The following is a 21693-nucleotide window of genomic DNA, read 5'->3' on the forward strand; positions in this document are numbered from 1 at the left end:
ACCCTGGAACCGCACCGCCGCCCGCCGTGGTGCTGCACCATCTGCCGCCGCCCAGAACCGACGGCGCCGCGGCCCGTGAAGCGGAGCACCCCCATCGACACGGAGCACCCGATCGAGCACGAGACGAGCCCCTCCGACGGCGCGGGTGACGACTCCGGCGGCGAACACTACTCGTTCGTCGTCATCTCCAACCGCCTGCCGGTTGACCGGGCGACGAAGCCGGACGGAACGCAGGACTGGAAGCCGTCGCCGGGCGGCCTGGTGACCGCGTTGGAGCCGGTGATGCGGTCCAACGACGGTGCGTGGATCGGCTGGACCGGCCTCGCCGACGATCCCACCGCCCCGTTCGATGCGGACGGCCTGCGCCTGATCCCGGTGGAGCTGCACGCCGACGAGGTCGAGCAGTACTACGAGGGCTTCTCCAACGACACCCTCTGGCCGCTCTACCACGACGTGATCGCCCAGCCCAGCTACCACCGTCCCTGGTGGGACAGCTACAAGGAGGTCAACCGCCGGTTCGCCGCCGTCGCGGCCGACATCGCCGCCCCGGGTGCCACGGTCTGGGTGCAGGACTACCAGTTGCAGTTGGTGCCCAAGCTGCTGCGCGAGGCGCGGCCCGACCTGACCATCGGCTTCTTCAATCACATTCCGTTTCCGGCATACGGCATCTATTCGCAGTTGCCGTGGCGCGCCCAGATCGTGGAGGGGCTGCTCGGCGCCGATCTGATCGGCTTCCAGCGCCGCGCGGATGCCGGCAACTTCGCCCGCGCGGTGCGTCGCCTGTTCCACCTGCAGACCAAGGACGGCCGCATCGCCCTGCCCGCGGCGGGGAGCGGCGTCTGGCCGAACTCCGGCTCCGAGCGCGGCCGCACGGTGCGGGCCCGGCACTTCCCGATCTCCATCGACAGCGCCAGCTACGTCGCCCTGGCGAAGCGCGCCGACGTGCAGGCCCGCGCGGCGCAGATCCGGCGCGACCTGGGCAACCCGAGCACGATCATGCTCGGCGTCGACCGACTGGACTACACGAAGGGCATCGGGCATCGCATCGCCGCCTACGCGGAGTTGCTCGCGGAGCAGAAGCTGGACGTGGACGACACGGTGCTGGTGCAGATCGCCAGCCCCAGCCGCGAGCGGGTGGAGTCGTACCGGTCGCTGCGCGACGAGATCGAGCTGACGGTCGGCCGCGTGAACGGCGACTTCGGCACCATCAAGCACAGCGCCATCAACTACCTGCACCACGGCTATCCGCGGGAGGAGATGGTGGCCCTGTTCCTGGCCGCCGACATCATGCTCGTCACCGCCCTGCGGGACGGAATGAACCTGGTCGCGAAGGAGTACGTGGCGGCCCGCCACGACGACGACGGCGTGCTGGTGCTCAGCGAGTTCGCGGGCGCCGCCGACGAGCTGCGGCAGGCGCTGCTGGTCAACCCGCACGACATCGAGGGGCTGAAGCGCGCCATCCTGAACGCGGTGCACATGCCCCGCTCGGAGCGCCGGCAGCGGATGCGGGCCCTGCGGCGCCGAGTGCTGGAGCACGACGTGGAACGCTGGTCCACCGAGTTCCTGTCCGCGCTGCGCCGTGCGCGCGAGGAACGTCACCTGACGGTCACTTCGGTGCCCGAGGATCAGGGCCTCGAGGATCAGGGGCTGACGGATCAGATGTCGGGGAGCGAGGGCTGACGTGCAGGGGGACGGGGACGGAGTGGTACAGGACGAAGTGATCCAGGGCGGTTCGGGCGGCAGTGCCATGGGGCGCCGGCAGTTGAGCGACGCCGTCGCTGCGCTCGCGGCGCGGCCCCGACTGTTGATCGCGCTCGACTTCGACGGCACCCTGGCCCCCGAGGTGGACGATCCGCTGAAGGCTCGCGCCCTGCCCGCCGCGCGGCGGGCGGTGGAGCGGCTGAGCGCCCTGCCTGCCACGCGTGTCGCCCTGGTGTCCGGGCGCTCGCTCGACGACCTGGAGGCGGTCGCGGGCTTCGGCGACGAGGTGCTGCTGGTGGGCTCGCACGGCATCGAGCTGCGCCTCGACGGCCCCGACGACGACCTCGCACTGGACACGCAGGAGCAGGCGTCGCTCGCGGTGCTCGAGGACGTGCTGGAGCAGGTCGCCGACACCCTGGACGCGGTGTGGCTGGAGTCCAAGCCCGCCGGCTTCGCACTGCACACCCGGCTCGCGACGGAACGGAACAGCCGCGTCGCCCATCTGGTGGCGGCGCAGGAGGCGCGGGCGGAGGTGGACGACCTCAAGGTGCGCATGGGCAAGAACGTGATCGAGTTCTCCGTGCGCTCTGCGACCAAGGGCGAGGCGGTGGAGCACCTGCGCCGGTACACGCGCGCGGACGCCGTCTTCTACGCCGGCGACGACGTCACCGACGAGGACGTGTTCGTAGCGCTCGGCCCCGCGGACATGGGAGTCAAGAGCGGCGACGCCGAGACCGCAGCGGGCTTCCGGGTCCCCGGCCCCGAGGACGTGGCACGGGTGCTCGCCCAGCTGGCCGACCTGCGGGCAGGTACCGTCGGGCGGTGACCACGAGCCGGGCGACGACCCTGCGGGTGATCTTCGCGGGCGATCGCGGTCGCCTGCTCGTCGGGCTGCTCTTCGCCGAGTTCGGCACCGCCGTGCAGACGGTCGCCGAGGCGGCGGTGCTGCCCCTGGCGTCGAAGGAGTTGCACGGCGCCGCCTACTACGGCCCCACCGTTGCGGCGCCCACGCTGACGGCGATCGTCTTCATCGTGCTCGGCCCGGCGCTCACCGCCCGGCTGGGTCCGGCTCGCGCACTGCTCGCATCCACCGTCGTGTACGTCGCCGGCGTGCTGCTGGCCGTGCTCGCGCCCACCATGGCATTCGTGCTGATCGGCCGCCTGGTGCAGGGCGCGGCGATCGGACTGCTGGCCGGATTCGGGCTGAGCGCGATCGGCACCCTCTATGAGGACGCCCTGCGCCCGCGCGTCATCGGCCTGTTCTCGCTCAGCTGGCTGCTGCCGAGCCTGCTCGGGCCGGTGCTGAACGCCGCGGTGGCGGGCGTCGCCGGGTGGCGAGGAGCGATGGCGTGGCCCGCGCTCGTGGTGCTGGCCGCGCGGATCGTCATCGGTCGCCGGGCGGCGATGCTGCCCGACCCGGACGCGCCGGCGCGGGTGCCGGCCGGCTCGGCCGTCCTGGTGCTCGGCGGCCTGATCCTGGCCACGATCGCGCCCGGCCTGCCTGCGCCGCTGCACCTCGGTGTCTGGGCGGCGGGACTCGTGACCGCGTTCGCCGGCGGCGTCCTACTACTGCGGCGACTGCTCGGCGGCACCGGCGTCGGCCTGCTACTGATCGGCGTCGTGGCGGGGCTGAATATCGGATTCTTCGGCGGCGAGGGGCTGCTGTCGCTCGGCGTGATCGCGGTGACCGGCGGCGGGGTGCTCGGCGCCAGCATCGCGTACACGGCGGGCGCCGCATCCTGGTCGATCCTGGGGCTGCGGCCGTCAGGGGAGCGCCTGCGGCGCTACACCGGCGCGATCGGCAGTACGGCGATCGCGATCGCGGCTGCTCTGCTGGCGACGGTGACCCTGTCCGCGGCGAGCGGCGCGGCCGCGCTCGGCGTCGTTGTCGGCGCCTGGGCGGTCGCGGGATTGGGGATGGGGCTGGCCTACCCGGTGTTCGCGGCGCGTCCGTTCGACGGCGTCGAGTCCGGGCGGGTGCCGACCGTGTCGGCGGCGGTCGCATTCGCTCAGACGGCCGGGGTCGCCGTCGCGGGCCTGCTCGGCAGCGGCTTCTACTCCGTCACCGCGCAGACCCTGCCGGCGTCCGCGGGAGTCGGCATCGGCTACCTGCTGATCGCAGCCGCCACGGTCGCGACGCTGTCCTGCGCCGTGATCCTGCTGCTGCGCCCGCGCCCATCCGCTTCCGGCGTCGCGCCCCTGCCTGCCTGACCCGCCCCGCCTCCTCCCTCAGCCGTCTCGACAGCAGGACCACGTCTCGTGAGCAGGCTGCTGGTCGACCAGCGACCTGCGGTCGGGACCTGGACCTGCTGTCGGAACAGGGGAACGGGGAACGGGGAACGGGTGATGGGGATCGGGAGGTGGGGGAACGCGGAGCAGCTGCGCTGCGCCGGGACGGCGACGTGGGGCCGATACCCTTGAAACATGCTGGAAACCGATGCGGGACGGCCCCGGGACGACGCGCCGCAGGCCGCCGCGCTGCTGACCGAGTTGTCGACCGCCGCGCTGGCCGACGCCCGGACGGCCGCGCAGCCGATCGACATCAAGCCGCGCTCCCGGATCGTCACCGACGGCGTGGAGGCGATGACCTCGCGGGGCATGCTGCGCGCCGTCGGCATGGGCGACGACGACTGGGAGAAGCCGCAGATCGGCATCGCCAGCTCGTGGAACGAGATCACCCCCTGCAACCTGTCGCTCGACCGCCTGGCCCAGGCCGCCAAAGAGGGCGTGCACCGCGGCGGCGGCTACCCGCTGCAGTTCGGCACCGTCAGCGTCAGCGACGGCATCTCGATGGGCCACGAGGGCATGCACTTCTCCCTCGTATCCCGCGAGGTGATCGCCGACTCCGTCGAGACCGTCATGCAGGCCGAGCGCCTGGATGGGTCCGTGCTGCTGGCCGGCTGCGACAAGTCGCTGCCCGGCATGCTGATGGCCGCGGCACGCCTGAACCTGGCCAGCGTCTTCGTCTACTCCGGCTCCATCGCGCCGGGCTGGACCAAGCTCTCCGACGGCACCGAGAAGGAGCTGACCATCATCGACTCCTTCGAGGCGGTCGGAGCGGTCAAGGCCGGCAAGATGAGCGCGGAGGACGCCTACCGCATCGAGTGCAACTTCGCGCCGGGTGAAGGTTCCTGCGGCGGCATGTACACCGCCAACACCATGGCGTCGGTCGCGGAGGCGCTCGGCATGGCGCTGCCGGGGTCCGCGGCCCCGCCCTCGGCCGATCGCCGCCGCGACGCGCTGGCCCACCGCTCGGGCGCCGCCGTCGTCAACCTGCTGCGCCTCGGCATCACCACCCGCGACATCCTGACCAAGGACGCGTTCGAGAACGCGATCGCCGTCGCGATGGCGTTCGGCGGCTCCACCAACGTCGTGCTGCACCTGCTCGCCATCGCCCACGAGGCGGAGGTGGAGCTGACCCTGGCCGACTTCAACCGCATCGGCGATCAGGTCCCGCACATCGGCGACCTGAAGCCCTTCGGCCGGTTCGTGATGAACGACGTGGACCGCATGGGCGGGGTGCCGGTCGTCATGAAGGCGCTGCTCGACGCCGGCCTGCTGCACGGCGACGCCCTGACCGTGACGGGCAAGACGGTCGCGGAGAACCTGGCGGGGATGGACATCGCCCCGCTCGACGGCACGGTGCTGCGCACCCTGGACAACCCCATCCACGCCACCGGGGGCCTGACGATCCTGACCGGCTCGCTCGCCCCCGAGGGCGCCGTGGTGAAGACCGCCGGCTTCGACGCCAGCGTCTTCACAGGCCCCGCCCGCGTCTACGAGCGGGAGCGTGCGGCGATGGACGCCCTGACGAACGGCGAGATCACCGCGGGCGACGTGGTCGTCATCCGCTACGAGGGCCCCAAGGGCGGCCCCGGCATGCGCGAGATGCTGGCGATCACCGCCGCCATCAAGGGCGCCGGCCTCGGCCGGGATGTACTGTTGCTGACCGACGGCAGATTCTCGGGCGGCACAACCGGCCTGTGCATCGGCCACATCGCTCCGGAGGCGGTGGACGCAGGTCCGATCGCCTTCCTGCGCGACGGCGACCCGATACGGGTCGACATCGCGGCCCGCACGATCGACCTCCTGGTCGACGAGACGGAGCTGACCGCCCGCCGGAACGGCTGGGCACCGCTCCCTCCCCGCTACACCCGCGGTGTACTCGCCAAGTACGGCAAGCTCGTGCAGTCCGCCGCCGTCGGTGCGATCACCGGCTGACCCGACGCAGACAAAAGGTCCACTCATGTCCCTCCCGACCTCCACGCCGCTGCCGTCCGCCCTGCGCTCCGCCGCGCACCGCGTGCAGTCCGCACTCGCTTCACCGCCCGACCCCCGAACCGACATCCACTCGACCCGCGGGCCGGAGCCGGAGGTGCTCACCGGCGCGCAGGCGGTCGTCCGCACGCTCGAGTTGCTCGGCGTCACGGACGTGTTCGGCCTGCCCGGTGGCGCGATCCTGCCGGTGTACGACCCGCTGATGGACACCGAGAAGATCCGGCACATCCTGGTGCGGCACGAGCAGGGTGCCGGCCACGCCGCCGAGGGCTACGCCGCCGCCTCCGGCAAAGTGGGCGTCGCCATCGCCACCTCCGGTCCCGGCGCCACGAACCTGGTCACCGCCATCGCCGACGCGTACATGGATTCGGTGCCGCTGCTGGCGATCACCGGCCAGGTGTTCTCCACCCTGATGGGCACGGACGCGTTCCAGGAGGCCGACATCGTCGGCATCACGATGCCGATCACCAAGCACAGCTTCCTGGTGAAGACGGCCGAGGACATCCCCGCCGCACTCGCGGCCGCGTACCACATCGCGGGGACCGGGCGGCCTGGCCCCGTGCTCGTCGACATCACGAAGGACGCCCAGCAGGCGTCCGCGCCGTTCATCTGGCCGGTCGCGCTTGACCTGCCGGGCTACCGCCCCACGCCCAAGGTGCACGGCAAGCAGGTGCAGGCCGCGGCCGCCCTGCTCGCCGCCGCCGCGCGCCCCGTGCTCTACGTGGGCGGCGGCGTGATCCGCGCCGAGGCAGCCCCGGAGTTGTTGCAGCTTGCGGACGTCACCGGTGCGCCGGTCGTCACCACCCTGATGGCGCGCGGTGCATTCCCCGACACGCATCCGAGCAATCTCGGCATGCCCGGCATGCACGGCACGGTGCCCGCGGTGCTCGCGCTGCAGGAATCCGACCTGCTGATCGCCATCGGCGCCCGGTTCGACGACCGGGTGACCGGCAAGGCGTCGCTGTTCGCCCCGGATGCGAAGGTCGTGCACATCGACATCGACCCGGCCGAGATCGGCAAGATCCGCCAGGCCGAGGTGCCGATCGTCGGCGACGCGAAGGAGGTCTGCCGCGATCTCGCGCAGGCGTTCCTGGCGGCCACCGCGAACGACGCACGGGCCACCCCGCAGGATCGCTACGCGACCTGGTGGACCCGGCTGCAGGGCCTGCAGGCGGAGTTCCCCCTCGGCTACAGCGAGCCCGCCGACGGCCAGCTCTCCCCGCAGAAGGTGATCGAGCGGATCGGTCGACTCTCCGGACCCGAGGCGGTCTACGCCTCCGGCGTCGGCCAGCACCAGATGTGGGCGGCCCAGTTCATCCGCTACGAGCGCCCCAACTCGTGGTTGAACTCCGGCGGCGCCGGCACCATGGGCTACGCCGTGCCCGCGGCGATGGGCGCCAAGGTCGCGCAGCCCGAGCGCGTCGTGTGGGCGATCGACGGCGACGGCTGCTTCCAGATGACCAATCAGGAGCTCGCCACCTGCGTCATCAACGAGATCCCGATCAAGGTCGCGATCATCAACAATTCGTCGCTCGGCATGGTGCGCCAGTGGCAGACCCTGTTCTACGACGGCCGCTACTCCAACACGCACCTGAACACCGGGCACGGCACCAAGCGCATCCCCGACTTCGTCAAGCTGGCGGAGGCATATGGCGCACTCGGCATCCGGGTGGAGTCCGAGGACGAGGTCGACGCCGCGATCCAGTTGGCGCTCGCCACCAACGACCGACCCGTCGTGATCGACTTCGTCGTCTCGGCCGACGCCATGGTGTGGCCGATGGTGCCGCAGGGCGTCAGCAACTCCTACGTGCAGTACGCGCGGGAGCACGCTCCGGTGTGGGACGGCGACGAGGCGCCCGACGGCCAGGACGCCGACCTGGCGACCCCGCCGCTGCCCGTGCCCGACGGCGACGCCGTGCGCGGCACCACGCCCGCGCCCCAGGCATGAACCACGTCCTCTCGCTGCTCGTCGAGGACAAGCCCGGTCTGCTGACCCGCGTCGCCGGCCTGTTCGCGCGCCGCGGCTTCAACATCGAGTCCCTCGCCGTCGGCAAATCCGAGGTGCCCGGGCTCTCCCGGATCACCGCGGTGGTCGACGTGGAGGATCTGCCGCTGGAGCAGGTGACCAAGCAGCTGAACAAGCTGATCAACGTCATCAAGATCGTCGAGCTCGACCCCGCCTCCTCGGTGCTGCACGAGCACGTGCTGATCAAGGTGCGGGTGGACGGCACGACGCGCAGCCAGGTGCTGGAACTGGTCTCCCTGTTCCGCGCCGCGGTCGTCGACGTGACCACCGACGCCCTGGTCATCGAGGTCACCGGCGACACCACCAAGACCGCCGCACTGCTCAAGGTGCTGGAGCCGTACGGCGTCCGCGAGCTGGTGCAGTCCGGCCTTCTGGCGATCGGCCGCGGACCCCGCAGCATCACCGAGCGCGTCCCGCGCCCCTGATCACGCGCCCGACGCGCACCGACTGAAGCAGCCTCACCCCGTCTACCCACCAAGGAGCACACCATGACCGAGATCGTCTACGACGGCGACGCCGACCTCAGCCTCGTCCAGGGCAAGAAGGTGGCCGTCATCGGCTACGGCTCGCAGGGCCACGCCCACGCGCAGAACCTGCGCGACTCCGGAGTCGACGTGGTCGTCGGCCTGCAGGAGGGCTCGAAGAGCCGCCCGAAGGCGGAGGACGCCGGCTTCCGCGTCGAGACGCCGGCCGAGGCGTCGGCCTGGGCCGACCTGATCGTCGTGCTCGCCCCCGACCAGGTGCAGCGCCACGTGTACGCCGACGCGATCGCCCCGAACCTGGCCGACGGCAAGGCCCTGCTCTTCGGACACGGCTTCAACATCCGCTTCGGGTACATCCAGGCGCCAGCCGGCGTCGACGTGATCATGGTCGCCCCCAAGGGCCCGGGCCACACCGTGCGCCGCGAGTTCGAGGCAGGCCGTGGCGTACCCGTCATCGTCGCCGTCGAGCAGGATGCCTCCGGCTCGGCCTGGGACCTGGCCTGGTCCTACGCCAAGGCGATCGGCGGCCTCCGCGCCGGCGGCATCAAGACGACCTTCACCGAAGAGACCGAGACCGACCTGTTCGGCGAGCAGACCGTGCTCTGCGGCGGCGTCTCCCAGCTCGTCCAGTACGGCTTCGAGACCCTGACCGAGGCCGGCTACCAGCCGCAGATCGCCTACTTCGAGGTGCTGCACGAGCTGAAGCTGATCGTCGACCTGATTTGGGAGGGCGGCATCGCCAAGCAGCGCTGGAGCGTCAGCGACACCGCCGAGTACGGCGACTACGTCTCCGGCCCCCGCGTGATCGACCCGCACGTGAAGGAGAACATGCAGGCCGTGCTCGGGGACATCCAGGACGGCACCTTCGCCAAGCGCTTCATCGCCGACCAAGACGCGGGCGCCCCCGAATTCCTCGCGCTCCGCAAGAAGGGCGAGCAGCACCCCATCGAGGAGGTCGGCCGCGAACTGCGCAGCCTCTTCGCCTGGCGCTCCACCGATGACGACTATGTGGAGGGCTCCGTCGCGCGCTAGCGCGGACTCCGCCGTCCACATAGTCGTCTGCGACGACACTGTGCTTATTCAGGGATGCGCAAGCGCATCCCTGGCCGAAGCCTCCGTCGCGCGCTGAAGCGCCGGACTTCGCCCTCGACATAGTCGTCTGCGACGACACTGTGCTTATTCAGGGATGCGCAAGCGCATCCCTGGCCGAAGGGCCCGTCGCGCGCTGAAGCGCCGGACTTCGCCGGTCACGCCGTCTGCTCGGATTCGCGACGCCTGACCACGTTCGCGCGTGGGCAGTTGTCCTGAACCAGGGCAGAAGGGGCCGGTAAGGCGGGTGGCGGCGCCCCTCGGACCGGGGGAGGCGGGCGCCGGAAGCGGTTGCTACCGTCGGATGGTCGGTCGTACCCCGATCGACGCCCCTACCCGACGCACTGAATTCGTCCTGGGCAAGGGGTGCACCCGACCCAGGGAGATCACCGTGCCGCAGATCCGGCGTGCCGGCGTGCCCGGGTTCAGAGCGTCGACGGGGCGTGGAACCGCGATCGTCGGCGTCCTCGTCCTCGTGCTCGCTCTGGGCTTCGCCCAGCCGGCCGTCGCTGCCACCGCAGCAACGCCGCGCTCCGCGGAGAGCGCCGCGACGGCGCAGATCCAGCGCGTCGGCGCCGGGATCATCGGGCTGCAGCACCGCGCCGACGTCGCCCGGCACCGCGTCGCCCTCGCCCGCACGGAGGTCCGGTCAGCACGGACCGCAGCCGCCCAGGCCGCTGAGACCGCCGCCGCCCTGCAGGCGCAGGCCGCCGCAGCCGGCGCACTCACCCGCGACTCCCGCCACCGCGCCGGCATGCTGGCCGTCAGCCTCGCCCGGAGCGACATGAACTCGATGCCGGCGCAGCTGATGCTCGACAGCCGTGGCGCCGACGGGGTCCTGCAGGGCCTCAGTAACCTGTCCCAGCTCGCCGTGCAGAGCCACGCCGTGCTGACGGCGGCCGAGGCCGACCAGCAGCGGGTCACCGACTTGCGCATCGCCGCCGTCCAGACCGTCCGCGATGCCGCGAACCGCCTGGACAGCGCGACCAGATCCTTCCACCGGGCGCAGCGCGCGTCGAAGGCCGCGCTCGACGCCGTGCACGCGCAGGAACGCCTGGTCGAGCGCCTCATCTCCAAGCTGGTCGATCTGCGCGTCGCCAAGGCCCAGGACTGCCGTACGTCCGCCGACACGGCAACGGTGTGCGCCGTCAGCACCGCGGCGCTGTCCGCCGACCAGCACAGCCCGGGTGCGCGAGCGATCCGGTTCGCCCGCAAGCAGATCGGCGAGCCCTACCGGCTCGGCGGCGCCGGGCCGGACGTCTGGGACTGCTCCGGGCTGACCATGGGCGCGTACGCCTCGCTCGGTATCGACATCGGCCCGCACTCGGTCAGTGCGCAGTTCCTCGCCGCGAGCGGGGCCGACGAGCTGGTGCCCTTCGCAGAGGTGCAGCCCGGCGACCTGCTCTTCTTCACGGCCGCGGACGGCGACATGGACCACGTCGCGCTGTACTCGGGCGACGGAATGATGATCGAGGCGCCGCACCCGGGTGCCTCCGTCCGCGAGGTGCCGTTGCGCTTCGGCGGGCTGGTCGCGCAGGTCGCCCACATCCGCGGCTGACCCGCCCCACCCGTCCGCAGGTCAAGAGACCGACCGGAGAAGTCCCTGAGAAGCTGCTGCTCGGTTCCTTGAGGGTCACGGGAGTTTAACGAGCGTGTACCGAGATGGAAACATCCGGTGTCCCGCCGGCTTCTAGCGTCGTCGCATTGATCGGCGTCCGGCCGGTCGCGGACCGCGAATGGATGGCTGGCCATGGTCGACACCGCCTCGAAGGAGCAGGAGCAGGGGTCGCCGCAGCGCGACTTCTCGCACGAGCAGGAGGGCTACAAGAACGGTCTGAAGCCCAGGCAGCTGCAGATGATCGCCATCGGCGGGGCGATCGGCACCGGTCTCTTCCTCGGTGCCGGCGGCCGCCTCGCCTCCGCCGGACCGTCGCTCGCGATCGTCTACGCCGTCTCCGGCGTCTTCGCGTTCCTGATCCTGCGCGCGCTCGGCGAACTGGTGCTGCACCGCCCGTCGTCGGGATCGTTCATCTCCTATGCGCGGGAGTTCCTGGGCGAGAAGGCCGCGTTCGTCTCCGGTTGGATGTACTTCCTCAACTGGGCGATGACCGCGATCGCCGACGTGACAGCCGTGGCTCTGTACGTGCAGTTCTGGAAGGCGTTCACCTCGGTGCCGCAATGGCTGCTGGCCCTCATCGCCCTGCTCGTCGTCCTCGGCGTGAACCTGGTGTCGGTCAAGGTCTTCGGCGAGTTGGAGTTCTGGTTCGCGCTGATCAAGGTCACCGCCCTGGTCGCGTTCCTCGTGATCGGCGTCGTCGTACTCGCCCTGCGCTTTCCGCTGCACGAGGGCGGCCACGCCATCACGACCGGATTCGGACTGCTCGCCGACCACGGCGGCATCTTCCCGAGCGGCCTGGTCGCCACCGTGCTCGTGGTGCAGGGCGTCGTGTTCGCCTACGCCGGCATCGAGCTGGTCGGCACCGCCGCCGGCGAGACGGCCGACCCCGCCAAGATCATGCCGAGGGCCATCAACTCCGTCGTCTTCCGCATCGCGGTCTTCTACGTCGGGTCGATCGTGCTCCTGTCCCTGCTGCTGCCGTACACGGCCTACAAGGCGGGCACGAGCCCGTTCGTCTCGTTCTTCCGCAGCCTCGGCGGCAGCCAGACGGGCGAGATCGCCGCGTCGCTGATGAACTTCGTCGTTCTGACCGCTGCGCTCTCCAGCATCAACGCGGGCCTCTACTCGACCGGCCGCATCCTTCGGTCCCTCTCCCAGTCCGGAGCGGCACCGAAAGTGCTCGGCCGGATGAACGCCTCCGGAGTTCCGTACGCCGGCATCCTGCTGACGGCGGCGGTCGCCCTGATGGGCGTCATCCTGAACCTGTTCGTGCCGTCCAAGGCCTTCGAGATCGTGCTGAACATCTCGGCGATCGGCATCGTCTCCGGCTGGGGCACGATCATCCTCTGCCAGATGCAGCTGCGGAAGTGGTCGCTGGACGGCCGAGCGAAGCGTCCGTCGTTCCGTATGCCGTTCGCGCCGTACACCTCGTGGGCGACCCTGGTCTTCCTGGTGGTGGTCCTCATCCTGATCGGCGTCGACTTCCCGACCGGCACGCTCACCATCGGCGTGTTCGCCGTCATCGCGGTTCCTGCGCTGATCGTGGGCTGGATGCTCTCCCGCAAGCGGATCTTCGAGATCGCCGCCGCCCGCGACGGTGTCACGGGCCCGTTCCCGGTCGTCGCCAGCACGCCGGGCATGGCGGCACAGCAGGCCCGCAACAAGGACGGGGACAAATCGGATTCGGACGCGGAGCGCGACCACCACGAACCCTGAGTTCGCAGCCGACCTGCGAGGTCACCGCAGGCGCCGAAGAACAGACTCCGCTCTGCACCCGATCGGCGTGAGCGCTTGCATGCAGCCCCGAGCCCGCGTCGCCCTCATGGGCGCAGGCGCGCGGCAGACCAGCCGTCCCCGCTTCGCCGGTACTGCAGCCGCAGGTGTTCGCGCGACACGTCGCCCTGCCAGAACTCGATCAGGTCGGGGTGGAGTGCCCACACCGTCCAGTCGTCGGCGACCGCGTCGGGCTCGCGTCGTAACCGGTCCGCAGCCGCCTCGACCGTCGCGTGCAACTCCACGATGTTGTTCAGCGGCTCGCTCTGCCCGCCGGCGAGGGCGACCGCGCGGGCCGATGCGCTGCGGGCGGCGAAGTCGGCTCGGCGCACCGGCTCCGGCTCCGTCGTGACACTCCCGCGCAACCGGATCGCCCGCGCCTGCGCCTGCCAGGAGAAGGTCAGCGCGGCCACCGGGCGGTCAGCCAACTGTCGGCCCTTGGCACTGGACGCACTGCTCGCGAACGTCCACGATCCGTCGTCCGTCACGTCCTTCAGCACCAGCACCCGCGCGTCCGGGACGCCCGCCGCATCCACGGTCGAGAGGGTCACGGCGTGCGGCTCCGGCACGCCAGCATCCACCGCGGCCGCGAACCAGTCGGCGAACAGTCGAACCGGGTCCGCGGGCGGTGTGTCGGCGTCGAACGGCGGCGGCGAACCGGTCAGGCTGCGCGCGCTGCCAAGGGCTGCGCGCAATCGATCGAGTGCATCGTCCACGGACAGATCGTCCCACCGACCCTGAGCCCGAGCCCGGTGTCAGCGACGCGGGGCACGACCGAACGGGAACGCGGCGAACGCGGCCAGACCGGCCAGGGCCACCTGCGCGGCCAGGCGCGGCCAGAACGCGATCGCGACCGGACCGAAGCGCTCCGGGTCCTTTGCCGCGTACGCGTTGGCCGGGAACACCGCCGCGAAGAAGACGATCAGGGCGGTCCCGGCCGCCACGCGGGTTCTCGAGTTGAGCAGGCCGATCGCACCGGCGATCTCGCACACGCCGGTGATCCGCACGAGCGACACCGGTGACAGCAGGCCGCGGCCCCGCAGTCGCGGCGGGATCATCGCGGCCATGCCGCGCGTCCCGGCCGGCACGAAATGGAACGTGCCCATCCCGACCAGCCCGGCCGCCATCGTCGCGCGCACCCTCGCAGCAGCAGCGGGCACGGTGGGCATTGCCCCACTGAACCGGGCCGCGATGTGCGCTCCCTGAACCCCGCCGCGTACAGTGCGGCCATGGCGGTGAGCGACGTGTTCCAGAAGATGGGCGACGAGCAGTTCGTCTCTCTGACCACCTTCCGCAAAACCGGCGCGCCGGTCGCCACGGCGGTCTGGGTCGCCCGCGACGCGGACGCGCTCGTGGTCACCACCGGCGGCGGCAGCGGCAAGATCAAGCGCCTGCGCAACGACGCCCGCGTGGAGCTTCGCCCGTGCACCCGGATGGGCGCGGTGGCCGACGACGCTCCGGTCGCCCACGGCCTGGCCGAGGTCGTCGACGACGAGGCCGGCGGCGAGCAGTTGCGGCAGGCGATCGCTGCGAAGTACGGGCTGCAGTACAAGGCGTTCGCAGGGGCCGGACGCATCGCCTCCGTGGTGCGCTCCGACCGCGCTCCGAGCGTGATGATCCGCATCACCGAGCCGCCCGCATCGGGCGGCCCCACCGCGTGAGCACCGGCCCAGGCGACAGTCCCGCCGGTGGTCCCGCCCCTTCCCGGTCGAACGGCGCGCCCGATGCCGACGAGCCGGGGCCGAGCGAGCCCGAGCCGGAGGAGGTCGAGGAGGCGTTCCGCTGGAACGGCGACGAGGCCGATCGACGCATCGCCCGACCCGCACCGCGTCCCGTCCCGGCCCTGCACGTTGAAGAGGAGCACGAGCCGGGTGGCAGTGCGGCAGGACTCGTCGCGTTCGGCGTCGTCGCCGGGGTGCTGCTGCTGGAGGCGGTCGGCTGGGTCCGGGCCATCCTCGGACCGATCAGCGGCACGATCGACGCCGGTTCCGGTTCGCCAGCCGAGCTGGTCAGCTTCGCCCTGAACATCGTGGTGCGCATCACCGCCGTCGCCGCGGCGCCGGTGTGGCTCGGCTTCGTGCTGTGGCGCATCCCGGCCGGCGCGCGACGCGTGGCCGCCCTCGCGATCGGTGCCCTGGTCCTCATCCCGTGGCCCGCGCTGGTGCACGCGTGACCGCGGCGGTGGCGCGACCGGCCGGGTCGCGCCGGGCGACGCTCGGCGTGCTGCTGCTCGGCGCGATCTGCTTCGCGTGGCAGGTGAAGGATGCGGTCATCAACCTGGTCGCGCTGCTCGGCCTGTCGGCGGCCAGCGGTCGGTCGCTCACCGCTTTCGTCTGGGTCGTGCTGGTGCTCGGCTTCGTGATCCCGATCCTCGCCTTCGTGATCGCGATCGCCGTGACCCGGCAGCGTCCGCCTCTGGTGCTCGCGGGCGCCCTGCTGGTCGCCTTCTGCGCCGCCGAGGCCCTGTCTCTCAGCGTCCTGTCCCTGTTCCAGAGCGCCCTGGTCACCCAACTCGTCGCCTGAGTGATCTGTCGGAGCCGAGCGGCTCTCCGGCTCGGAAGGGTGGGTCGTCGGGGAGTTCGACGGGTGTGCGTGTTTTCACTGTGAGTGCTGGTCGGACGAGTCGGTTGCCGCCCCATTTGTCGTGCCAGCGGATGGTCCCGTCGGGGAAGGTCTGGACGTCGAAGTAGCCCTCGTCCTTCATCTGGTGACTCTTCCGGCAGAGGACTTGCAGGTTGTCGTGTCGGGTCCGTCCGTCGTGTTCGACCCGGATCACGTGGTCAATGTCTGCTCGGTGGGCGGGCAACCCGCAGTCGTCACCGGTGCAGGAGGGGCTGCGCAGGTGGAGAAGTTTCTTCAACCCGGCCGGGATGTAGCGCTCATGGGAATCGATGCCGAGGATCGAGTCATCGATCGGGTCGACCGCTACGCGGGTCCATGTTCTCGTGTGTCCGATGACCTGTCGCGCGGTTTCCGCGTCGATCGCTCCCGTCCCGGCGAGCTCCGCGGGTGCATTCCCGCTACCGGTCGCGGTGTCGGCGGGCACAACGACGAGGACGGTGGCCTGCACTGCTTTCCGGTGCGGTGCCTTCAACGACCCGATCCGTTCCATCGGGTACGCGGGATCGCCCATCTCGGCTGCGGGGACTTCGAGCCCGTGCAGGACCACATCGGTAGCCACGTCGGCCATCAATTGGCCGAGGGTGCGGTGTTCCCCGTCCCGCCCGTGCAGGTCGATGGCGGCTTGTCGGATCCCGTCGTACATGGCGGCGATGTCAATCGCGGTGGAGTGCACTTCCAGGACGGCCATCCCGTCGCTGTCGGGTCTGGCGCTGACCCACCGTCGGGTCGCTGCCTGTTCGTGGCGTTCGATCGCCCCATCCGGGTCGAGCCGGTCCCGGAGGAGCCCGAGTCGCTTCTCGACCACCGTCGCCTTGACGGTCTGGACGAGGTCGGCGGCCTTCGCGTCGAACTCGGGTAGTGCAGCCACCTTCAATCCGACCGTCTGGCGGGCCGCGGCGCGGATGGCTTCTTCGGAGGCGAGCCCGTCGAGGAACACCGCCCACGTGGTGGGGAGCTTCTCCCGCGCAGTGCGCCCATCATCGATGCGCCGCTCTATGGTCTGTCGGGAGACGCGGAGCACGTTGGCCTGGTGCAGGTAGAACGCCCGCACCGCCGCATCATCCGGCCGCAAGGCCCGCCCGGTCTCGGCTTGCTCCTCGATGAGCATCGCGTCGAACCCGGCCAGCATCACCTGCAACCGCATCGCCTCGGCCGTGTTCACCACTCGATCCACCTGCTCCAACGCCGACGTGAACAGAGCCTCACGCGCGTCGAAGGCAGCGAAGCCCGGCCCTGTCGGAGTTGGGTCGCTCCGCCCCTCGTCGGGCGGGTCATCTGCTCCCGCCTGTTGGTCCATATTCGAAACTATACCATATAGCTGTGTTCTAGAATAGAACACGTATTCCAACGTTGGAAGACCTGCTCAACCCACGAATCGACCGCCTAGGGTGACCGGCGTGAAAGCGGTGCACTTCGGTGCGGGCAACATCGGCCGGGGGTTCGTCGGCGATGTGCTCGCCGCCAGCGGCTACGAGGTGGTCTTCGCGGACGTCGACCAAGGTCTGATCGATGCACTGCAGGCGGAGGGCTCGTACACCGTGCGCCAGGTCGGCCGCGAGCACGCGCATCGCGTCTCCGGTATCCGGGCGGTGCACAGCACGGCGGAGCAGGAGCAGTTGATCGACGAGATCGCGACGGCGGACCTCGTCACCACCGCCGTCGGCGTGCGCAACCTGCCGGCCGTCGCCCCGGTGATCGCCCGAGGGATCCAGCGCCGCGTCGAGACGGGGGAGGACGTGATCGAAGGCGACCGCAGGCTGGCGGTCATCGCCTGTGAGAACGCGATCGACGCGACCGGCTTCCTGGAGTCGGAGGTGCGGCTGAACCTGCCGGAGTCCGAGGCCGACGCACTGTCGGCCGTCGCCCTGTTCGCGGGCACGGCGATCGACCGCATCGTGCCCGGCCAGCCCGCCGGAGCGGGTCTGGACGTCACGCTGGAGCCCTTCTTCGAGTGGATCATCGACCGCACGCCGTTCGCGGGCGCCGAGCCCGAAATCGCAGGCGTGCATTGGACAGACGACCTGGCGCCCTACCTCGAACGCAAGCTGTTCACCGTCAACACCGGCCACGCCGTCGCCGCCTACCAGGGCTTCGTGCGGGGCATCCACGCCGTCACCGATGCGATGGCCGACCCGGCGGTGCTGGCGGAGGTGCGGGCCGCCGTCGCCGAGACCCGGGCGCTGCTGATCGCCAAGCACGCCCTGCACGACACCGAGCAGGCGGCCTACGGCGACACGAGCATCGGCAGGCTGGCCAACCCCGACCTGCCCGACACCGTCGAGCGGGTCGGCCGCGGACCGCTCCGCAAGCTGGGCCGCGACGACCGCCTGATCGGGCCGGCCGCGCAGTTGGCCGAACGCGGCCTGCCCCGCGACGCGCTGCTGCGGGCGGTCGCCGCCGCCCTGCGCTTCGATGTGCCGGACGACCCCGAGAGCGCCGAGCTGCAGCGCATCCTGCGCAACTCCTCACCCGCACAGGCGCTGCGCCGGGTGACGGGCATCCCGGTAGACCACCCCCTGCACGACCAGCTGCTCGCGGTGTTCCAGGGCGCCCGTACCGAGTGAGCGGCCCGCAGCCGCACCAATAGACTGCGTTTCGCTCCAGCCGCGCCGGGAGACCCGCGGCCTCACCTCGCGAAAGAGTCAGATCATCGTCGTGTCCACCGAGACCGTGCGCCGCCCCGTCGTCGTCATCGCCGAACAGCTCTCGCCCGCCACCGTCGAGGCGCTGGGACCCGACTTCGACGTGCGCGAGGTGGACGGCACCGACCGGCCCGCGCTGCTGACCGCCCTAGCCGATGCCGACGCCCTGCTGGTGCGCTCCGCCACGAAGGTCGACGCCGAGGCGATCGCCGCCGCGCCCCACCTGACGGTCGTCGCGCGCGCCGGCGTGGGCCTGGACAACGTGGACGTGCCGGCTGCCACGACCGCGGGCGTCATGGTCGTGAACGCGCCGACCTCCAACATCGTCTCCGCCGCCGAGCTGGCCATCGGACACCTGCTGGCGCTCGCCCGGTTCCTGCCCGACGCCCACGCGTCGCTGAAGGCGGGGGAGTGGAAGCGGTCCAAGTTCACCGGCGTCGAACTGTTCGACAAGACCATCGGCATTGTCGGCCTGGGGCGCATCGGCACCCTGGTCGCGCAGCGGCTGGCCGGCTTCGGCGCCACGCTCGTCGCCTACGACCCCTACGTCACTCCGGCGCGCGCGCAGCAGCTCGGCGTCGTCATGCTCTCGCTGCCGGAGGTGATGCAGCAGGCCGACTTCATCACCATCCACATCCCGAAGACCCCCGAGACCACCGGCCTGATCGGCGGGGCGGAGTTCGCCCTGGCCAAGCCTGATCTGCGGATCGTGAACGCCTCCCGCGGCGGCATCATCGACGAGGGCGCGCTCTACGAGGCGCTCAGCACGCACCGCATCGCGGGCGCCGCGCTCGACGTGTTCACCGCCGAGCCGCCGACGAACCGTGCCCTGATCGATCTGCCGAACCTGCAGGTCACCCCCCACCTCGGCGCCTCCACCGACGAGGCCCAGGAGAAGGCGGGCATCGCCGTCGCGAAAAGCGTGCGACTCGCGCTCGGCGGCGAACTGGTACCCGACGCGGTCAACGTGGCCGGCGGCGTGATCGACCCCTACGTGCGGCCCGGCATCCCGCTGACCGAGCAGCTGGGGCAGGTCTTCGCGGCGCTGGCGGACGGACCGGTCACCGCCATCGACATCACGGTGCGCGGCGACCTGAACGACTACGACGTCAGCGTGCTGAAGCTCGCGGCATTGAAGGGGTACTTCTCCGGCGGCGTCACGGAGCAGGTCTCGTACGTGAACGCGCCGCTGCTGGCGGAGCAGCGCGGCATCCAGGTGAGGCTCCTCACCGATCCGGTCAGCGAGGACTACCGCAACGTCGTGGCCCTGCGCGGGGTGACCACGGACGGCCGCACCGTGTCGGTCGCGGGCACCCTGACCGGGCCGAAGCAGACGCCGAAGATCGTCGAGATCGACGGCTACGACGTGGAGGTGCCGATCGCCACCCACCACGTCGTCTTCACCTACGTGGACCGGCCCGGGATCGTCGCCCTCTACGGGTCGCTGTTCGGCGATGCCGGCGTGAACATCGCGGGTATGCAGATCGCCCGTCGTACCGCCGGCGGCACGGCGCTCAGCGTGCTGACCATCGACTCGCCCGCCCCGGCCGGTGTACTCGACTCCATCCGGCACGGAATCGACGCGGCGACCCTGCACGCAATCGATCTGGTCGGCTGAGCCGGCATCCGGCCACGGGATCGCGCGTCGATGCCGAATCCGACCGCGTAATCCGTCTGTCACACGTTCGAGTTACGCTCCCTGCGGGCGCCTCGTCAGCAGGCGCGAAGGTCGTCGGCACACGGTCGTGCCGGTCCCCCGAGAGGAGACGTGTCGTGTCCGAACCGCTCATCAAGCAGGTCGCCGCCGATATCGATTCGCAGGGGAAAGGCCTGAAGCCCGGCGCCATCGGGCTGATCGGCAGCGTCGTCGTGGGGGTCGCCTCCACGGCTCCGGCCTACAGCCTCGCGGCGAGCCTGGGATTCGTCGTCGCGACCGGAGGCGGTGAGCTGCTCGCCGGCGTCAAGGCGCCCGCGATCATCCTGCTCGCGTTCGTGCCGATGTACTTCATCGCGCAGGCCTACAAGGAGCTGAACGAGGCGGACCCCGACTGCGGGACGACCTTCACCTGGGCCTCACGCGCATTCGGCTCGATCACGGGCTGGATGGGCGGCTGGGGCATCATCATCAGCGACATCATCGTGATGTCGAACCTGGCCTACATCGCCGGGCAGTACAGCTTCACGTTCATCGGCGGCTTCGGGCTGCCGGCGGTCGCCGCGCTGGCGAGCAACGTGTGGCTCTCCACCATCGTCGGTCTGCTGTGGATCGCGGTGATGACCTACATCTGCTACCGCGGCATCGAGGTCTCGGCGCGTCTGCAGTACGCACTGCTGGGGTTCGAAGTGGTGCTGCTGCTGCTGTTCGCGATCATCGCCCTCGCGCGGGTCGCGGGCGGCGACGGCGAGTCGTACTCCGTCGGGTTCTCCCTGGACTGGCTGGACCCGGTCGGGCTGGATTTCGGCGGCGTGATCGCTCCCGCCCTGCTGACGGCGATCTTCATCTACTGGGGCTGGGACAGCGCCGTCGCCGTGAACGAAGAGACCTCCAACCCCGCCAAGACCCCGGGACGTGCGGCGGTGCTCTCCACCGTGCTGCTGCTGCTCACCTACCTGCTGGTCACGATCGCGACGATCTCGTTCGCGGGAGTCGGCACCAAAGGCATCGGGCTCGGCAACCCGGACAACTCGGGCGACGTCTTCTCGGTCATGGCGCCCGCGGTGTTCGGCGGCGGCGTGGTCGGCCACATCCTGCAGGTGCTCTTCGCCGCGACCATCCTGACCAGCGCCTCCGCCTCGACGCAGACGACGATCCTGCCGACCGCGCGCACGTCGCTGTCGATGGCGGTGCACAAGGCGCTGCCCAGCCACTTCGCGCGCATCCACCCGCGCTTCCTCACTCCGACCTGGTCGACCATCGGCATGGGCGTCGTCTCGGCGGCGCTGTTCCTGGCGTTCACCCTGATCAGCCAGGGCCTGCTGGCCTCGCTCATCGCCTCGCTCGGCCTGATGATCGCCTTCTACTACGGCCTCACCGGCTTGGCCTGCGTGTGGTTCTACCGCAACACGCTGCTCAGCAATGTGCGCAACTTCGTCTTCCGCGGCCTCTTCCCGTTCCTGGGCTTCGTGATGCTGGCCGTCATCTTCGTCTACGGGCTCATTCAATACGCGGCGCCGGACTGGACGCAGGATCCGACCACCGGCAAGGACGTGACCATCTTCGGCATCGGAGCGACGGCCGTCGTCGGTGTCGTCGGCCTGCTCATCGGGTTCGTGCTGATGGGCATCTGGTGGTTGCGCAACGCCTCCTACTTCCGTGGTGAGGTCATCCCCCGCGGGGCGTTCCTGGAGGACAAGCCGCTGGACGGGCCCGCTCCCGTCGCCTGACTCCGCTCGTCTCGCCTGTCGGGTCTGTCAGACATGTCGGGTCTGTCGGGCGAATCGGGGTCGGGCGAGGCCGCCGTT

At 70.6% G+C, this 21693-nt stretch carries 18 protein-coding genes; 15 read left to right on the forward strand and 3 right to left on the reverse strand.

Features of this window, described 5'->3' with window-relative positions:
- Positions 1 to 75: 75 nt before the first annotated feature.
- The 9 genes from ACFE7H_RS01110 to ACFE7H_RS01150 all read left to right on the forward strand — a co-directional run bounded on the left by ACFE7H_RS01110 (position 76) and on the right by ACFE7H_RS01150 (position 12910).
- Positions 76 to 1680, forward strand: coding sequence for a trehalose-6-phosphate synthase (locus ACFE7H_RS01110; RefSeq protein WP_375399348.1), 1605 nt, complete (start codon positions 76 to 78; stop codon positions 1678 to 1680).
- Between the two features lies 1 nt (position 1681).
- Positions 1682 to 2527 (forward strand): trehalose-phosphatase, encoded by an 846-nt coding sequence (gene otsB, locus ACFE7H_RS01115; protein WP_375399349.1) that lies wholly within the window; start codon positions 1682 to 1684, stop codon positions 2525 to 2527.
- Entirely contained in the window at positions 2524 to 3912 is a 1389-nt protein-coding gene (locus ACFE7H_RS01120; RefSeq protein WP_375399350.1) for an MFS transporter, read from the forward strand. The genes otsB and ACFE7H_RS01120 overlap by 4 nt, the downstream gene beginning before the upstream one ends.
- A gap of 372 nt (positions 3913 to 4284) precedes the next feature.
- Positions 4285 to 5922: a dihydroxy-acid dehydratase gene (gene ilvD, locus ACFE7H_RS01125; RefSeq protein ID WP_375399685.1), complete on the forward strand. Its 1638-nt coding sequence runs from the start codon at positions 4285 to 4287 to the stop codon at positions 5920 to 5922.
- A gap of 25 nt (positions 5923 to 5947) precedes the next feature.
- Positions 5948 to 7927 carry an acetolactate synthase large subunit gene (locus ACFE7H_RS01130; protein ID WP_375399351.1) on the forward strand — a complete coding sequence of 660 codons (1980 nt, stop codon included), beginning with the start codon at positions 5948 to 5950 and terminating at the stop codon, positions 7925 to 7927.
- Entirely contained in the window at positions 7924 to 8430 is a 507-nt protein-coding gene (gene ilvN, locus ACFE7H_RS01135; protein WP_375399352.1) for an acetolactate synthase small subunit, read from the forward strand. Before ACFE7H_RS01130 ends, ilvN begins: the two co-directional genes overlap by 4 nt.
- Before the next feature lie 63 nt (positions 8431 to 8493).
- Positions 8494 to 9519, forward strand: a complete 1026-nt coding sequence (ilvC, locus tag ACFE7H_RS01140) for a ketol-acid reductoisomerase (protein ID WP_375399353.1) — start codon at positions 8494 to 8496, stop codon at positions 9517 to 9519.
- A 448-nt stretch (positions 9520 to 9967) separates the two neighbouring features.
- Positions 9968 to 11134 carry a C40 family peptidase gene (locus tag ACFE7H_RS01145; RefSeq protein ID WP_375399354.1) on the forward strand — a complete coding sequence of 389 codons (1167 nt, stop codon included), beginning with the start codon at positions 9968 to 9970 and terminating at the stop codon, positions 11132 to 11134.
- A gap of 192 nt (positions 11135 to 11326) precedes the next feature.
- Positions 11327 to 12910 carry an amino acid permease gene (locus ACFE7H_RS01150; protein WP_375399355.1) on the forward strand — a complete coding sequence of 528 codons (1584 nt, stop codon included), beginning with the start codon at positions 11327 to 11329 and terminating at the stop codon, positions 12908 to 12910.
- A 104-nt stretch (positions 12911 to 13014) separates the two neighbouring features.
- On the opposite strand, the gene ACFE7H_RS01155 is transcribed toward ACFE7H_RS01150, so the two are convergent.
- Complete coding sequence (locus ACFE7H_RS01155; protein ID WP_375399356.1) at positions 13015 to 13683, reverse strand: pyridoxal 5'-phosphate synthase; 669 nt, start codon at positions 13681 to 13683, stop codon at positions 13015 to 13017.
- A 39-nt stretch (positions 13684 to 13722) separates the two neighbouring features.
- Positions 13723 to 14136, reverse strand: coding sequence for a hypothetical protein (locus ACFE7H_RS01160; protein ID WP_375399357.1), 414 nt, complete (start codon positions 14134 to 14136; stop codon positions 13723 to 13725).
- A gap of 60 nt (positions 14137 to 14196) precedes the next feature.
- Here ACFE7H_RS01160 and ACFE7H_RS01165 point away from each other — a divergent pair, with 60 nt between their 5' ends.
- Genes ACFE7H_RS01165 through ACFE7H_RS01175 form a run of 3 tightly spaced genes read left to right on the forward strand, consistent with a single transcriptional unit; the run spans position 14197 to position 15490 of the window.
- Positions 14197 to 14628, forward strand: coding sequence for a PPOX class F420-dependent oxidoreductase (locus ACFE7H_RS01165; protein WP_375399358.1), 432 nt, complete (start codon positions 14197 to 14199; stop codon positions 14626 to 14628).
- Positions 14625 to 15140, forward strand: a complete 516-nt coding sequence (locus ACFE7H_RS01170) for a hypothetical protein (RefSeq protein ID WP_375399359.1) — start codon at positions 14625 to 14627, stop codon at positions 15138 to 15140. Before ACFE7H_RS01165 ends, ACFE7H_RS01170 begins: the two co-directional genes overlap by 4 nt.
- Positions 15137 to 15490, forward strand: coding sequence for a hypothetical protein (locus tag ACFE7H_RS01175; RefSeq protein ID WP_375399360.1), 354 nt, complete (start codon positions 15137 to 15139; stop codon positions 15488 to 15490). The genes ACFE7H_RS01170 and ACFE7H_RS01175 overlap by 4 nt, the downstream gene beginning before the upstream one ends.
- Here the strand turns inward: ACFE7H_RS01175 and ACFE7H_RS01180 are convergent.
- Entirely contained in the window at positions 15471 to 16886 is a 1416-nt protein-coding gene (locus tag ACFE7H_RS01180; protein ID WP_375399361.1) for a DUF222 domain-containing protein, read from the reverse strand. The genes ACFE7H_RS01175 and ACFE7H_RS01180 overlap by 20 nt on opposite strands.
- A 100-nt stretch (positions 16887 to 16986) precedes the next feature.
- Here ACFE7H_RS01180 and ACFE7H_RS01185 point away from each other — a divergent pair, with 100 nt between their 5' ends.
- The 3 genes from ACFE7H_RS01185 to ACFE7H_RS01195 all read left to right on the forward strand — a co-directional run bounded on the left by ACFE7H_RS01185 (position 16987) and on the right by ACFE7H_RS01195 (position 21615).
- Positions 16987 to 18153, forward strand: coding sequence for a mannitol-1-phosphate 5-dehydrogenase (locus tag ACFE7H_RS01185; protein ID WP_375399362.1), 1167 nt, complete (start codon positions 16987 to 16989; stop codon positions 18151 to 18153).
- A gap of 106 nt (positions 18154 to 18259) precedes the next feature.
- A complete protein-coding gene (gene serA, locus ACFE7H_RS01190; protein ID WP_375399686.1) occupies positions 18260 to 19849 on the forward strand; it encodes a phosphoglycerate dehydrogenase in 1590 nt (529 codons plus the stop codon).
- Between the two features lie 155 nt (positions 19850 to 20004).
- Complete coding sequence (locus tag ACFE7H_RS01195) at positions 20005 to 21615, forward strand: APC family permease (RefSeq protein ID WP_375399363.1); 1611 nt, start codon at positions 20005 to 20007, stop codon at positions 21613 to 21615.
- Positions 21616 to 21693: the final 78 nt, after the last annotated feature.

Origin of the sequence: uncultured Amnibacterium sp. (assembly GCF_964250715.1) — a bacterium.
Classification (GTDB): Bacteria; Actinomycetota; Actinomycetes; order Actinomycetales; family Microbacteriaceae; genus Amnibacterium.